Here is a 14,307-nt window from a genome sequence, read left to right as displayed (position 1 = left end):
TGGACGGCTGATTTGCTCCGGAGGAGAGACGGCATGAACCACGCCTTTGTCACTGCGCTCGCCGAGGCGGGGCACACCGCCGAGAGTCTCGCCGGTCGCGTCGGCGTGCACCCGAAGACCGTCGCGAGATGGGCGAACCCCGGCCACATTCCACAGAGCCGGCACCGCTCGACGGTGGCGGAGCTGCTGGCCAGGGACTCCGACACGCTCTGGCCGGACGTGGTCCGCCGTCGCGAACCGGTGTGGTTCCGGCCGTGGGTCGATCTCGAACGCGAGGCGGTGACGCTGCGGTCGTTCGAGCTGGCCTGGGTGCCCGGCCTGTTGCAGACGGAGGCGTACGCGCGGGCGACCCTGGCGGGCGGGGTGCTGACACCGGACGCGGTCGCCGAGTTCGCCGAGGCGCGGATGGCCCGCCAGGCGATCCTCACCCGGGAGGGCGGGCCACTGCTGATCGCCGTGCTGGACGAGGGGGTGCTCCGCCGACGCGTCGGCAACGACCGCGCCCTGATGGCGGCGCAGCTCGCCCGGCTGATCGAGCATGCCGAGTCAGACAGCGTTCAACTCCACATCGTCCCGGCGGACGCACCCAGCTATCCCGGGCTGGACGGCCCCTTCACCATCGCCGACATGCCGGACGGGTCGCGGGTGGCGTACGTCGACGGCCCGGCCCAGGCGCAGATCCTCGATCAGGCATCGGAGCTTGTTAAGCTCGAACGACGGTGGGAGCGTATTCGCGGAGAGGCACTGCCCCGGGGGCGTTCCTTGGACCTTCTCAGAGAAGCGGCAGCATCATGGACATGAGCGGTGCGCGGTGGCGTAAGAGCACCAAGAGCGGCGGCAACGGCGGCAACTGTGTCGAGGTCGCCGACAACCTCCCGGGTGTGGTCCTCGTGCGGGACACGAAGGACCGCGACGGCGGCACGCTGACCTTCAGCCCGCAGGCGTGGCGCGGCTTCGTCGCCATGACCCGGGCCGCCGGCTGACCGACCTACACCGCACGCGGGCTCCCGACACTGGTCGGGGGCCCTTTGCGTGGGCCCGCCCGGCATCAGCGCAGGCCGGCGGGGTCGGACGGTTGCGGTTGCGGTGCCGTCGGCCGGGCCAGTCGGCGTACGCCGGGGACGAGCGCGGTGCCCGCGCAGGAGGCGAGGACCAGCAGGCCGGCGGCACGGGCACGCCGAACGCGTCTGCGGCCAGTGGCGCGTCAGCGCGTACCCCAGCGGCATGGCGGCCGACCGAGCGGGCCGGAAAACGCCTGGCGGTCCGCGTACCGCTGATGCGAGGGTGACCGACGTGACTGCGCATGCTCTGGCCGGTGCCCTGGCCGACGACGGACGGCGACGGATTTTCGCGGCTATCGTGCTGGGCGCGACAAGCGCGGCGCAGGTCGCCGAGCGGACCGGCCTGCCGGCGCGGGTCGTGCTCACCGGGGTCCGCCGGCTCACCGACGCGGGCCTCGTCACCGGCGCGGACGGCGCGCTCACGGCCGACGAGGCGTCGTTGCGGGCCGCCGCCCGCGACGGCCGCCCGGCCGACGACACCGACCCGGCCGCCGACCCGGTGCTGCGGACCTTCCTGCGCGGAGACGTCCTGGTGGGCCTGCCGGCGCAGCCGAAACGGCGACGCGTGCTGCTCACCCACATCGCCGAGCGGTCGTTCGCGCCGGGCACCCACTATCCGGAGCGGGCCGTCGACGAGGCGCTCAAGGCGTGGTGCACGGCGGGTGGGTCGGACCACGCCACGCTGCGTCGGTATCTCGTCGACGAGCGGTTGCTCACCCGCGAGCGCGGCATCTACCAGCGGGCCTGATCGTCCACGGCGCACACCGTCTGGTCGTGGTGACGCCGGCGGGGGAGCAGGTCCTGCACCGGGCGCGGCGGGTGGTCCAGCGCATTCAGGACGTCCTGCTCGCGACCCTGCCCGAGCAGGACCGGGAGGGGTTCCTGCCACCGGCGGCGCGAGCCCACGCGACCGGATAAAACCGTTGACCGGGCGGTCATGATCAGCGGGTGACCATGACCGCCCGGCCCGTCTGGGCAACCACCGCTGCCCGGCCCGACCACCCCGACGCCGTGCTGCTCTTGCACGAGTACATGACCGAGATGGTGGTTCGCTATCACCGTCGCCCGGCTCTGCCCGGCGAGGTCGAACGTGCTCTGGCCGAGTTTCCCAGCGACGACCTGACCGCGCCCACCGGGCTGCTCCTGCTCGCCCACCGCGGCGACGAGGTGGCCGGCTGCGCCGGCCTGCGCTGGCAGCCCGGCGGGGCCGAGCTGACCCGGGTGTTCATCCGACCCGCTCATCGGGGCGAGGGTGGCGGTGCCGCGCTGCTGGCCGCCGCCGAGCAGCGGGCCCACGCGGCCGGGTCGGACCGGATCCGGCTCGACACCCGCGCCGACCTGGTCGAGGCCCGCGCCCTGTACGCCCGGCACGGCTACACCGAGATCCCGGCGTACTCGCACGGCCCCTACGCCGAGCACTGGTTCGAGAAGCGGCTGTCCTGAGCGGTTGACGTCGGCACGCGGATGCGTTAAATAGGAAGAGGAAGTTGAGTCACCCCGGCTCAACTCATCACCTTCGGCCAGGAGAACCGAGGAGGCATGACCATGTTGATGCGTACCGACCCCTTCCGCGAGATCGACCGACTCGCCGACCAGTTCTTCGGTACGGCGGCCCGTCCCGCGACGATGCACCTGGACGCCTACCGCGACGGCGACCACTTCTACGCGGCGTTCGACCTTCCCGGCGTCGACCCGGACACCATCGACTGCACCGTCGAGCGCAACGTGCTCACCGTCCGCGCCGAGCGTCGCCGGCCCACCGGTGACGGCGTCGAGTTGGTCGCCGCCGAACGCCCGATGGGCACCTTCACCCGGCGGCTGTTCCTGGGCGACACCCTGGACACCGACAAGCTGGAAGCTGGCTACGAGCACGGGGTGCTGACGTTGCGCATCCCGGTCGCCGAGCGCGCCAAGCCGCGCCGCGTGACCATCAGCTCCAACGGCGACGGACGCCGGCAGATCAACGCCTGATCACGGTGACGGGTGGGATCGGCGCGCCTGCGCGCTGATCCCACCCGAGGCTGAGAGCCTTTTTCACATGGCGATCTCCGACACTCCGGTGCTGATCCGCCCGTCCGCGCCGCCCGCGCTGCCGAGCGGGCCGATCGAGGTCACCGAGGCGTGGCTGCGTAACCGGCGGCTGTCCGAGCACACCCGCGACGCCTACCGCCGCGACGTCACCGGCTGGCTGCGCTGGTGCGCCAGTCGCGACCTGGACCCGCTACGGGTCACGTTCCTGCACGTCAACGAGTACGCCCGGGCGCTGGAGTCCACCATCGGCACCCGCAGCGGCCGGCCGCTGACCCCGGCCACCGTCGCCCGTCGGCTCTCCGCGTTGTCCAGCTGGTACGACTTCCTCGTCAAGCTCGGCGGCGTGGCGGCCAACCCGGTCTCCGGAGCCGACAGGCCCCGCGTCGACCGGGACCACTCCGCGACCATCGGGCTCACCCCGGAGGAGGTGGACGCGCTGCTCGGCGCCGCCGACGCCGACACCGGCCCGACCGCCGCGCGCAACCGGGCCGCGCTCGCGCTCCTGGCCGACCTGGGCCTGCGGGTCGGGGAGCTGATCTCGCTGGACCTGACCGACCTCGGCACCGAACGCGGGCACCGCAGCGTGCGGTTCGTCGGCAAGGGCGGCAAGCAACGCCGTCGCGCCCTCACCCCCGGCACCGGGTACGCGGTGGACGCCTACCTGGCCCAGCGGGCCGCCGCCACCGGCGTGCCGGTGCCACAGTTGACCGGCCCACTGCTGGTCACGGCCAGCGGCGCCCGACTGGACCGGCACTCGGTGTTCCGGATGGTCCGCCGGCTCGCCCGCGCCGCCGGCATCCCGGCCTGGGCGAAGCTGTCCCCGCACTCGCTGCGGCACGCCTTCGCCACCACCGCCCGCTCGGAGGGCGTGCCGTTGGAAGACGTGCAGGACGCGATGGGCCACGCCGACCCGCGCACCACCCGCCGCTACGACCGCGACCGGCACAACCTCGACCGCGACCCGGCGTACGCGGTGTGGGCGGCCCGGTCCCGCCGCCGGGCCTGACCGCCACACGCCCGCCGAGGAGGTTGCGCCGAGCCGTCTCAGCTCTGGGGGCGGGGGCAGATGCAGAACGGCTGCCCGATCGGGTCGAGCAGCACCACCCACTTGTCGCCGCCGGGCTGGAAATCCGGCTTGGACGCGCCCGCCGCGACGAACCTGTCCTCCGCCGCCGCGAGGTCGTCGACATAGAGATCGAGGTGGTAGCGCTTGTCGCCGTCGGGCCAGGCCGGCGGCTGGTAGCCCTCGACCAGACCGAAGCCGATGGAGACGGCCCCGGAGCTGATCATCGCGTACTCGGCGTTGCTGTGGGTGACCTCCCAACCGAGCGCCTCGTGATAGAACGCGGCGTGGCCGGCGGGGTCGGAACTGTCGAGGTTGACCATGGCAAGGTCGGCAGAAGTCGTCACGTCGGCAGTATGTCCCCGGGGTCCGACAGGAGCGCTCCCGCGCCACCCGTCGTACCCCACTCGTACCGTCGGCGGATGAGACATGGCCTGGAAATCTCCTGCGGCGGCGACTCCCTCGCGGTGTCCACCCTGGTCGAGCTGGGAGAGGTCGCCGAGCGCGCCGGGTGGGACGGCGTGTTCCTGGAGGACTATCTGATCCACTACTCCGGCGACGAGCCGTCCACCTACGACCCGTGGCTGGTGCTCGCCGCGATCGCCGGGCGCACCGCCCGGGTGCGCCTGGGCACCACCGTCACCGCGCTACCCCGGCGTCGGCCGGCGAAGCTGGCGCGGGAGGTCCTCACCCTCGACCACCTCAGCGCCGGCCGCGCCACCGTCGCGGTCGGCGTCGGTGACCCCGCCGACCGGGGGCTGACCGCATTCGGCGAGCAGACCGACACGTCCGTGCGCGCCGCGATGCTCGACGAGGGTCTCGACCTGCTGACCGGGCTGCTCGGCGGCGAGCGGGTCAGCCATCAGGGCACCCACTACCGCGCCGACGGGGTCGCACTGCGACCCCCGCCGGTGCAGTCGCCCCGGGTGCCGGTCTGGGTCGGCGGCAGCCTCCAGGCCGGGGCGGTGCGCCGCCGCGCGGCCCGCGCCGACGGCATCGTGCCGTACAAGCTCACCGACACCGACGGGTGGTCCGACTTCACCCCCGACGAAGTCCGCGAGTTGGTCAAGGCATTGCCACCCACCCGCGCCGACGGCCAGCCGTTCGACGTGGCGATCGGCGGGCGGCGGCGACGATCCGACGAACGCGCCGAACGGGTGTACCTCGACGAGCTCGCGGCGGCCGGTGCGACCTGGTGGCTGGAGTTCGTCCCGGCGGGCGACCCGGAGACGATGCGCGCCGCCGTCGCGCGAGGCCCGCTGCGCTGACCGTGGCGGTCGGTCAGCGGGCGGCGAGCGGCCAGACCGTCACCCGGTCGGTGCCGTCGCGGCAGAGGAGCCCCGCGCCGACCCGCCGGCAGTCGGTCAGCCCCGCCGGGAGCACCGCGGTCACCCGGTGGCCGTCGCGGCCCACCGTCGCGACCAGGACACGCCGGCCGTCCGCCGCCAGTCCCACCAGCACCAATGGCTCGATGTCGGGCCGTGCGCCCGCCACCGTGCGCCAGCGCGTCCCGGCCGGCCACGTCCAGCGCCGTTGCCCGGTGCCGGCGTCGATCGCCCAGCGGCCCCGCTCGTCCTGCCCGCAGAGCAGACCCTGGCAGGGTCGCAGGGTCAGCTCACCCGGCTCGACCGGCAACCGCCACCGCTGCGCCAGGCCGGGCAGGTCGTAGCCGGTCAGCGCCGGCCCACTGCCGCTCGGGTGGCGCAGCACCAGGTGCCCGCCCACGACCTGGGGGTTGTCCGGGCCGTAGTCGGCCGGCGGAAGCTGTCCCCGCCCCCGTTCCGTGCCGTCGCGGGCGTCGAGTAGCCGGGCCAGCCCGTCGTCCTGCACCAGCAGCAACCGCCCGGGCAGCGCCCGCAGCACCGCCGTGGAGGGCACCGGAACCGACCAGCGGGTCGCGCCGGTCGCCGGATCGACACCGCGCACCGTGCCCTCGACCCGCCGTCCCGGCTCGGAGGCACTGCGCACCTCGCGCACCGCGACCGGCACGTCTCCGGCCGCGTACACCCGCTCGCGTCGCCCCCACCTGAGCTGGCCGGTCCGCATCGACCGGGCGGTGGTCATCCTCGCCCCGCGCGTCTGGTCGCGTTCGACAAGCAGCAGCAGCTCGCCGGCGGCCTCGGCGAACCACCCGGCGGCGGACGGCACGGTGACCCGCCACCGGGGCGGGCCGTTCGGCGCGCCCGAGTTGTAGGCGCTCAGCGTCGGCGGGTTCGTGCCGGGGTCGACGACGAGCAGCAGCGGCCCCGCGCCGAGCACTGTCGCCCCGGCGGGCACCGCCGGCCCGACCTGGGGCGTCAGGTACGCGGGCCCGGTCGCGCCGCCGAGCAGGGCGCACGCCACCAGCAGCAGCGCCACCCGCCAACGGCGCGACACCGGCGGCGGCGGCCCGGGCTCGTCCAGGGGTGCGCCCCGGTCGTCACCCAGCTCGATCAGCACCGACATGGCACCTGCCCGCGCTCGCCTCGGCCGCTCAGCAGAGCAACTCCAGGTGGTGGTGGGCGTCCTCGGCGATCTCCTCGTGCCGCAGCCAGCGCCGCGCCCACAGCCGGGCCGCCAACTCCGCCTGCTCGTCACCCCACGCGGCGTGCTCGACGAGCAGCGCGGTGGTCAGCGCGTACGCCAGGCGCAGCGCCAGGCCACGGGCACCGGCCTGCACCGCCGCACCACTCGGATTGGCGGTGACCGCGGTGATGGTGTCGCCCAGCTGCGCGGTGGCCGCGGACAGGGTGTCGGCAAGCGTCGGCGACAGCGGTCGGGCCAGGTCGACGGCGGCGGCGAGCCGGCTCAGCACCGGCGCCCCGGCGTCCTCCCGGGTCAACGCGCGCAGCACGTCCAGGGCCAGCACGTTCGTGGTGCCCTCCCAGATCGGCAGCACCTGCGCGTCGCGCAGCAGCCGGGGCACGCCGGTGTCCTCCACGTAACCGGCCCCGCCGAAACTCTCCACGTACTCGCTGGCCGAGCTGACCGCGAGCCGGCCGGTGGCCAGCTTCGCCAGCGGCGCCACGATGCGCAGCTCCGCCGTCGCCTCCGGGTCGGCACCGACCTCAACCCGCCCGAGCAGCGCGAACGCGTGCCCGGCGAGGGCGAACGCGCCAGCCGCGTCCACCGCGAGGGTGCCCAGGGTGGCCCGGTGCAGCGGCGAGGACGCCAGCGGCCCGCCCGCGACGTGCCGCACCTCGGCGTACGCGCGGGCGTGGTCCAGCCCGCGGCGCATCCCACCGACCGCCGCGGCGGCGTTGTGCACCCGGGTCACCACGACCAGGGTCATCGCCCGCACCAGGCCGGGCACCGCCGGGTCGCCCAGCGGGAGCGCGTACGCGTCGCGCAGCCCGATCTCGGCGGTGGGCAGCGCGCGGGTGCCGAGCTTGTCCTTGAGGCGGTGCACGGTGACACCCGGTGCGGGCCCGTCCGGTGCCCCACCGATGCTCAACGGCGAGTCGACCGCGTAGCGGGGGACCAGGAACGGCGCGAGCACCCGGCTGCCCCGCCCGGCACCCTCCGGCCGGGCCAGCGCCACCGCCATCGCCGCGTCTGCGGCGGAACAGAACCACTTCTCCCCGGTCAGCCGCCAGGATCCGTCCGCCGCCGGCCGGCCGATGGTGCTGGAACGGCCCAGGTCGGAGCCGCCCTGCGACTCGGTCATCCACTGCCCGCTGGTGATCGCGGTGGCCGGGTCCGTGGAGATCAGCCGGGGCAGCCACGCGTCGCGGACCCCGGCGTCCACGTCGGGCGTGCTGAGCAGCGCCGCCGCCCCGTCGGCCATCGCCACCGGGCAGGAGAACGTCGCCGACTCCGGCCCGTACAGGTGCAGCAGGGCGTGCTGCACGACCCGCGCGGCGGCGCCCCAGGTGCCGCGCGCCTCCGGCAGGTAGGGCAGCGCGACCACGGCGTGTCGGGCGGCGGCGGCGCGCTGCGCCTGCCAGCCGGCCGAGGTGTCGATCCGGTCGATCCGCGCACCCCACGGGTCGTAGCGAACAAGCGTCGGCGGGTGCGCCTCCGCGTCGGCGTGTGCCGCGCGCAGCGGCCCGGTGACGTCGGCGGCCAGGTCGGCGAGGCGACCCTTCGCGGCGGCGTGCCCGGCCGGGCCCAGGTGACGCTCCAGCCAGGACCGCAGGAGGCGGTCACCGGTGTACGGATCGACGGGAGGTGGTAGCGGCTGCACGAAGCGGCTCATCGATCGGCTCCTGGCACTGCTCGGGGGGTGTGCGCCGACCGTAGACGATCCGTGGCCGGTCCGAACAGGGCAGTCCGGCCCACTACCTACCGCCGATTTCCGACTTGTCACACTTCAGTGCGACCACGTTCTCTACGGTCGGTAGTCGTGGGTGCCGGCCAGTCGTGGAGCCGACCGGCCCGGCGCAACCGCCCGATGCGCACCGGGCTGGCGTTCGCCGGGTTCGGTGTGGCGCTGTGCTGCGTCGGGGTGGCCGGGCTGGCCGCCTGGAACCTCCAGACCGTCCGGCAGGCCGCCGGCCCGATCCGGGAGACCGCCGACGACTTCCTCAGCGAGGTGGCGCTCGGCGACAGCGATCGCGCGTACGAGCGGCTCTGCGAGGATGCCCGCAGCCGGTGGAGCGAGATCGGCTTCACCAGTTGGGTGCGGACACCCCCGATGGTCACCGACTACGAGATCACCGACGTGTCGGTCGCCACCCGCAGCGGACGCCCGAGCGGGACGGTGACGGTGAAGGTGACCCGCGACGGCGGGCGCAGCGAGGAACGCCGCCTACCGGTGGTCCGCGAGGACGGGGACTGGCGGGTGTGCGGTGACCCCTTCTGAACCACCGGCCGCCACTCCGGCACACCCGCAGTTGTTGCGCCCGCGCACGGGGGTGCAGCCGACCACGTCGACGGAACTCTTCTTCGACCTGGTCTTCATCTTCTCCGTCACCCAGTTGTCGCACTACCTGATCGCCCACCCAAACTGGCGGGGCGCCGCGCGTACCGCGCTGTTGTTGGCCCTGGTCTGGTTCGTCTGGGTCTACACCACCTGGCTGACCAACTGGTTGCAACCGGATCAGGGGCCGGTGCGGACGATGCTGATCGGCGTGGCGCTGGGCAGCCTGTGGTTGTCGGCGGCGATCCCGGAGGCGTTCGCCGACACCGGCCTGCTGTTCGCGTTCGTCTACGTGGGCGTCCAGGTGGGCCGCACCGTGTTCGCGTTGTGGGCGGTGCGGGGCAGCCCGTGGCTGGTCGCCGGGTTCCAGCAGTCGCTGCCGTGGATCACCGGGACGTCGGTGCTCGTGGTGCTCGGCGGCCTGGCCGCCGGGGTTGCCCGGGAGGCGTGGTGGGCGGCGGTGATCGTGATCGAGGTCGTCGGCCTGCTGATCGGTTACCCGCTGCCGGGGCGGGGTCGCAGCCGCCCGGAACGGTGGATGGTGGAGGGTGGGCACCTGGCCGAACGGTGCGCGGCGTTCGTCCTGATCGCGTTGGGTGAGTCGATCCTGGTCACCGGCAGCACCCTCACGTCGCACGTGGACCTGGGGACGTCGGGGGCGTTCCTGCTGGCGTTCGCCGGTTCGGTGGCGTTGTGGTGGGTGTACTTCGCCCGGTCGGCCCCGGCCGCGACAGAGGTCATCGCGGGGGCGGGCGAGCGTACCGGCGCGTTGAGCCGGGTGGCGTTCAACTACCTGCACCCGGTGATCGTCGCCGGCGTGATCGTCGTGTCCGCCGGCGACGAGTTGCTGCTGCGCGGGCCCGGCGTGCCCGCCACCACCGTCGCCGCGCTGTTCGTCCTGGGTGGGCCGGCGTTGTTCCTGGCCGGGCACGCCGCCTATCAGGCGTTGCTGTGGCGACACCTGCCGACCAGCCGGATCACGGCGGTGCTGGTGCTGCTCGCGCTGGTGCCGGTCGGGGTGGGGCTGGGCCTGCCCGTCGCGGTGTGCGCCGCGCTGGCGCTGGCGGTGACCGTCGCCGTCATCGTGGCCGACCGGTCGCGGGTGCAGCGGGGTGTGCGGTGACCCGCTCGGGGCCGAACAGCCGTCCGCTGCACCCGCAGTTGCTGCGCCCGCGTCGCGGGGTGGAGCGGACCACCTCCACCGAGCTGTTCTTCGACCTGGTCTACGTCTTCACCATCACCCAGTTGTCGCACTACCTGAGCGGAGACCTCGGCTGGTCGGGTGCCGGACGGACCGCCGTCCTGCTGGGCCTGGTCTGGTTGGTGTGGATCTACACCGTGTGGGCGGGCAACTGGCTGCACCCGGATCGGACCCCGGTGCGGGTCACCCTGCTGCTGGCGTCGCTGGGCAGCCTGCTGCTCGCCGCGGCGCTCCCCGGCGCCTTCGGCGACAACGGTCTGCTCTTCGCCGCGGCCTACGCGGCGGTGCAGGTGGGGCGGACGGTCTTCGCCATGTGGGCGATCCGCGGCCAACCCGGGCTGGGTGACAGTTTCCGCCAGTGCGTCGTCTGGGTTACCGCCACCAGCTCGCTCGCGGTTGTCGGGGCGCTGGTGGACACCCCGGCCCGGGAGGTGATCTGGATCGCGGTGATCGCCGTCGACGCGATCGGGCTGGCGACCGGGTTCCCGGTGCCCGGGTTGGGGCGCAGCACCCCCGAGCACTGGGAGGTGGAGGGCGGGCACCTGGCCGAACGCTGCCAGGCGTTCATCCTCATCGCGCTGGGGGAGTCGATCCTGATCACCGGACGGACGCTGACGCGGCAGCTGGACGGGGTGACGATCGCCGCCTTCCTGCTCGCCTTCGCGGGCTCGGCGGCCCTGTGGTGGGTGTACTTCGACCGGGCCCAGGCCGCCATGGTGGCGTTGGCCGGGGCGGGCCGGCGGGCCGGCCGGCTCTCGCGGTTGGTGTTCAACTACCTGCACCCGGTGATGGTGGCCGGCATCGTCGTCACGGCGGTCGGCGACGAGTTCCTGCTGCACGCCCCCGGTGAACCGGTCGGCTGGGCGACCGCTCTGGTCGTGCTGGGCGGCCCCGCGCTGTTCCTGGCCGGGCACGCCGCGTACCAGTTCGCGCTCGGCGACGGCGGGAGCGTCGCTCGGGCCGCCGCGACCGTGCTGTTGCTCGCCCTGAGCGCGCCGGCGGTCGCGCTGCGGGTGTCACTCGCGGTGGCTGCCTCGGCCGCGCTGCTGATCACCGGCGCGGTGATCGTGGCCGACCGGGTGTCGTCGCGGCGGGCCGCTCAGTCGCGGGGGCCGAGGTCGCCGCTGCGGTAGTGCCGGCGGCACAGCACCTGGTAGCGCACCTCGGCGGTCTCGACGGTGTCACCGATGACGACCTGCGCGCCCTCGCGGACCACCCGCCCGTCGACGACGCGGGCGTTGAGCAGCCCCTCCCGGCCGCACCAGCAGAGCACCTCGACCTGGATGCGGGCGACCTCGTCGGCCAACTCGAACAGCCGTTGCGCGGCGGGGAACAGGCGCGACCGGAAGTCGGTGGCCAGGCCGAACGCGAACACGTCCACGTCGTAGCTGTCGACAAGCTCGGCCATCTGCTCGACGTGCTCGACGGTGTAGAAGCACGCCTCGTCGCAGATCAGGTAGTCGACGCGTACCCCGTCGGCCCACCGGCCGCGCACCAGGGCCCGCAGGTCCAGGTCGTCGGTGACCTCGATGGCCTCGTGGGCCAGGCCGATGCGGGTGGTGACCTGTGGGCCCAGCGACCTGTCGATGCGGGTGGTGACCAGCCCACGACGGCCCTGCCGGGCGTGGTTGTAGTTCATCTGCAACGCCATCGTCGACTTACCGCAGTCCATCGGCCCCCAGAAAAACTTCAACGCCGCGGCGTGCACCGGACGCCCGTCGAGCCCGCGTGCGGCCGCGCACCCGGCCGGTGCGTGCGGCTGGCCGGGGAACGGGTGAGCCAGGCAGGTCGGAGCGGTGGCGGCGTCGTCTGTCACGGTCGGGCAGCCTAGCCGATCGGCCGAGGCTGATCTGTCGGGCGCGGGACGCGTGCTCAGAGCACCCGGGGTGGTGTGTTGCCGGCGGCGACGATGGCACGGCGGATCGGCACGGCGGCCAGGAGCAGGAAACCGACCACGAAGAAGATCAGCAGTGAGACCAGGCCCACCCGGTAGGAGGCGGTGAGTTGGAACACCAGGCCGAAGGCGAGCGGGCCGAGCCAGCTGGTGCCCTTGTCGCTGATCTCGTAGAAGCCGTAGTACTCGCCCTCCTTGCCGACCGGGATGAGCTGGCTGAACAGCGACCGGCTCAACGCCTGGCTGCCGCCGAGGACCAGGCCGATGCCCGCGCCGAGGACCATGAACGGCACCGGCGCCTCGGCGGGCAGCCGGAACGCGGCGATGATCACAACGGTCCAGAGCACCAGGCTCAGCAGCACGGTCTTCCACGCGCCGATGCGCCTGGCCAACGCGCCGAGGCTCAGCGCGCCGCCGAAGGCGAGGAACTGCACCAGCAGGATCGTGATGATCAGGGTGCTCTGCTCCAGGCGCAGCTCCTCGGTGCCGTACTGGCTGGCCAGGGTGATGACGGTCTGGATGCCGTCGTTGTAGACCAGGAAGGCGAGCAGGAAGAACAACGTCAACGGGTACGCCTTGATCTCCCGCATGGTCCGGCCGAGCTGCCGGAACCCGTCGGTGACCACGTTGCCGCCGCCACCGGCCAGGGCCGCCTCGCTGGGGTGCTCGCGCATCCAGCGCAGCGGCACCAGCGTGAACACCGCCCACCACACCCCGGCGGACACGATCGACCAGCGGGCCAGGTCCAGGGTGCGTTGTGGGTTGTCCCCGTCGTCGAGCAGGGTGATCGCGACGAGGTTGAGCGCCAGCAGCAGACCACCACCGAGATAGCCGATCGCCCAGCCGCGGCTGGAGATGCCGTCGCGTTCGTCGGGGCCGCCGAGCTGCGGCAGGAACGAGTGGTAGACCACGACCGCCGCGCCGAAGGAGATGTTGGCGACCAGGAACAACGCCCCACCGAGCAGGTAGCGGTCGCCGGTGACGAAGGCCATCGCGATGGTCGCGCCGGCGCCGGTGAACGCGGCCCCGCCGAGCAGCCGCTTCTTGTGCGCCGACCGGTCGGCGATCGCCCCGATGACCGGCAGCACGAACACGGTGAGGAACACCGACAGCGAGATCAGGTACGGGTAGTAGGACCCGGCCGCGACCCGGATACCCAGCGGGTGCACGTACCCGTCGCAGGAGTCCGCGCCCAACTCGCATCCGGCGGCCAGCTCGGCGACGGTGGTCAGGAACGGGCCGAGGAACACGGTGATCACCGTGGTCTGGAACGCCGAGTTGGCCCAGTCGTAGATGTACCAGCCCCGACGCTCACGGCGGGTGCTCGACGCGGGCGGGGGGTCGTCCACCGTGGGCGTCACGGTCTCGGCCATCCGGGGTTCCTTCGACGGATCAGGCGGCCCAGTGGCCGCGGCTGCGGTAGACGTCGCGCAGCACGCCGACGTGATCGGTCATGATGCCATCCACACCGAGATCCAGTAACTCGTGCATCTGGGCGGGTTCGTCGATCGTCCAGACGTGCACCTGAAGGCCGAGCCGGTGGCAGTAGTCGAGGAACCGGCGGTCCACCACCGGCACCCGCCCGTAGCGCGGTGGCACCTGCGCGGCGACCACCGACGGCGGCAACCGCAGTGGCCGCCCGTGCAGGGACGCGAGCCGCAGCCGGGCGACCCCGCGCATGCCGAGGCTGGTGGCGACCCGCCCCTGTGTGAGCGCGCGCAGCCGGGTCAGCCTTGCGTCGCTGAACGACGCGAGCAACACCCGGTCGGCGGCGCCGGCCCGGGTCACCGTCGCGACCGCCGCCTCGACGCCGCCGTCGGCCTTCACGTCGACGTTGAAGCGGACCTGCGGCCAGGCGCCCAGCACCTCGTCGAGCCGGGGTACGACGGCCGCCCCGCCGACGCGTACCGAGGCGAGGTCGGCCCAGTTCAGCTCGGCGATGCGTCCCGCCTCGCCGGTGACCCGACGCAACGTCGGGTCGTGGAAGATCACCGCCACGCCGTCCGCGGTGGCGTGCACGTCGGTCTCCACGTACCGGTAGCCCAGGCCGATGGCGCGGGCGAACGCCTCGGTGGTGTTCTCGTCGCCGTCGGCGGCACCGCCACGGTGGGCGAACGCCAGCGGCGCGGGCGCGTCCAGGTAGCCGAATCGGGTCAACACGCGACGCAGTATGCCCCCGGTTGGTGGCCGGCGGGTGGCCGGCCGGCGTCTGTCGTC

The 14,307-nt window shown here is 73.4% G+C and carries 17 protein-coding genes; 11 read left to right on the top strand and 6 right to left on the bottom strand.

Translation table 11 applies throughout. From position 1 onward, the window contains the following. Positions 1-33 precede the first annotated feature (33 nt). From ACGFIW_RS19870 to ACGFIW_RS19840, 7 genes are all read left to right on the top strand, one after another. Positions 34-801: a DUF5753 domain-containing protein gene (locus ACGFIW_RS19870; RefSeq protein WP_393317562.1), complete on the top strand. Its 768-nt coding sequence runs from the start codon at positions 34-36 to the stop codon at positions 799-801. Further along, entirely contained in the window at positions 792-983 is a 192-nt protein-coding gene (locus ACGFIW_RS19865; RefSeq protein WP_393317560.1) for a DUF397 domain-containing protein, read from the top strand. Before ACGFIW_RS19870 ends, ACGFIW_RS19865 begins: the two co-directional genes overlap by 10 nt. 310 nt (positions 984-1,293) lie before the next feature. Further along, a complete protein-coding gene (locus tag ACGFIW_RS19860) occupies positions 1,294-1,809 on the top strand; it encodes a DUF2087 domain-containing protein (RefSeq protein ID WP_393317557.1) in 516 nt (171 codons plus the stop codon). A 26-nt stretch (positions 1,810-1,835) separates the two neighbouring features. Further along, positions 1,836-1,979, top strand: coding sequence for a hypothetical protein (locus tag ACGFIW_RS19855; RefSeq protein WP_393317554.1), 144 nt, complete (start codon positions 1,836-1,838; stop codon positions 1,977-1,979). 36 nt (positions 1,980-2,015) lie between these two features. Further along, a complete protein-coding gene (locus ACGFIW_RS19850; protein ID WP_393318488.1) occupies positions 2,016-2,504 on the top strand; it encodes a GNAT family N-acetyltransferase in 489 nt (162 codons plus the stop codon). Between the two features lie 102 nt (positions 2,505-2,606). After that, positions 2,607-3,032 (top strand): Hsp20/alpha crystallin family protein, encoded by a 426-nt coding sequence (locus ACGFIW_RS19845; protein ID WP_357558254.1) that lies wholly within the window; start codon positions 2,607-2,609, stop codon positions 3,030-3,032. A gap of 67 nt (positions 3,033-3,099) precedes the next feature. Further along, positions 3,100-4,098, top strand: coding sequence for a tyrosine-type recombinase/integrase (locus ACGFIW_RS19840; RefSeq protein ID WP_393317551.1), 999 nt, complete (start codon positions 3,100-3,102; stop codon positions 4,096-4,098). A gap of 38 nt (positions 4,099-4,136) precedes the next feature. Here ACGFIW_RS19840 and ACGFIW_RS19835 read toward each other — a convergent pair whose 3' ends face one another. Continuing rightward, positions 4,137-4,502 (bottom strand): VOC family protein, encoded by a 366-nt coding sequence (locus tag ACGFIW_RS19835; RefSeq protein ID WP_357067473.1) that lies wholly within the window; start codon positions 4,500-4,502, stop codon positions 4,137-4,139. Between the two features lie 75 nt (positions 4,503-4,577). Between ACGFIW_RS19835 and ACGFIW_RS19830 the strand changes: the two genes are divergently transcribed. After that, a complete protein-coding gene (locus ACGFIW_RS19830) occupies positions 4,578-5,423 on the top strand; it encodes an LLM class flavin-dependent oxidoreductase (RefSeq protein WP_393317549.1) in 846 nt (281 codons plus the stop codon). A gap of 13 nt (positions 5,424-5,436) precedes the next feature. Here ACGFIW_RS19830 and ACGFIW_RS19825 read toward each other — a convergent pair whose 3' ends face one another. Beyond that, a complete protein-coding gene (locus ACGFIW_RS19825) occupies positions 5,437-6,600 on the bottom strand; it encodes a PQQ-binding-like beta-propeller repeat protein (RefSeq protein WP_393317546.1) in 1,164 nt (387 codons plus the stop codon). Between the two features lie 28 nt (positions 6,601-6,628). Next, on the bottom strand, positions 6,629-8,332 hold the full coding sequence (locus ACGFIW_RS19820; RefSeq protein ID WP_393317544.1) for an acyl-CoA dehydrogenase family protein: 1,704 nt from the start codon (positions 8,330-8,332) through the stop codon (positions 6,629-6,631). Positions 8,333-8,479: 147 nt separating this feature from the next. On the opposite strand from ACGFIW_RS19820, the gene ACGFIW_RS19815 reads away from it, so the two are divergent. From ACGFIW_RS19815 to ACGFIW_RS19805, 3 genes are read left to right on the top strand one after another with little or no spacing between them, the layout of a single operon-like run. Then, positions 8,480-8,938 carry a hypothetical protein gene (locus tag ACGFIW_RS19815; protein ID WP_393317541.1) on the top strand — a complete coding sequence of 153 codons (459 nt, stop codon included), beginning with the start codon at positions 8,480-8,482 and terminating at the stop codon, positions 8,936-8,938. Next, complete coding sequence (locus ACGFIW_RS19810; RefSeq protein WP_393317538.1) at positions 8,925-10,118, top strand: low temperature requirement protein A; 1,194 nt, start codon at positions 8,925-8,927, stop codon at positions 10,116-10,118. The genes ACGFIW_RS19815 and ACGFIW_RS19810 overlap by 14 nt, the downstream gene beginning before the upstream one ends. Continuing rightward, positions 10,115-11,329, top strand: a complete 1,215-nt coding sequence (locus ACGFIW_RS19805) for a low temperature requirement protein A (RefSeq protein WP_393317535.1) — start codon at positions 10,115-10,117, stop codon at positions 11,327-11,329. Before ACGFIW_RS19810 ends, ACGFIW_RS19805 begins: the two co-directional genes overlap by 4 nt. Here ACGFIW_RS19805 and ACGFIW_RS19800 read toward each other — a convergent pair. Genes ACGFIW_RS19800 through ACGFIW_RS19790 form a run of 3 tightly spaced genes read right to left on the bottom strand, consistent with a single transcriptional unit; the run spans position 11,296 to position 14,250 of the window. After that, the gene (locus tag ACGFIW_RS19800) at positions 11,296-12,012 is read right to left on the bottom strand and encodes a thymidine kinase (protein WP_393317533.1); all 717 of its coding nucleotides are present in this window, start codon (positions 12,010-12,012) and stop codon (positions 11,296-11,298) included. The genes ACGFIW_RS19805 and ACGFIW_RS19800 overlap by 34 nt on opposite strands. Before the next feature lie 56 nt (positions 12,013-12,068). Beyond that, complete coding sequence (locus ACGFIW_RS19795; RefSeq protein WP_393317530.1) at positions 12,069-13,463, bottom strand: MFS transporter; 1,395 nt, start codon at positions 13,461-13,463, stop codon at positions 12,069-12,071. Between the two features lie 19 nt (positions 13,464-13,482). After that, the gene (locus ACGFIW_RS19790) at positions 13,483-14,250 is read right to left on the bottom strand and encodes a glycerophosphodiester phosphodiesterase (RefSeq protein WP_393317527.1); all 768 of its coding nucleotides are present in this window, start codon (positions 14,248-14,250) and stop codon (positions 13,483-13,485) included. Positions 14,251-14,307: the final 57 nt, after the last annotated feature.

Source organism: Micromonospora sp. NPDC048935 (assembly GCF_043197875.1).
In the GTDB taxonomy this organism is placed as follows: Bacteria; Actinomycetota; Actinomycetes; order Mycobacteriales; family Micromonosporaceae; genus Micromonospora.
Note: the sequence above shows the minus strand (reverse complement) of the source record. Positions and strands in the feature narration are given on the sequence as shown.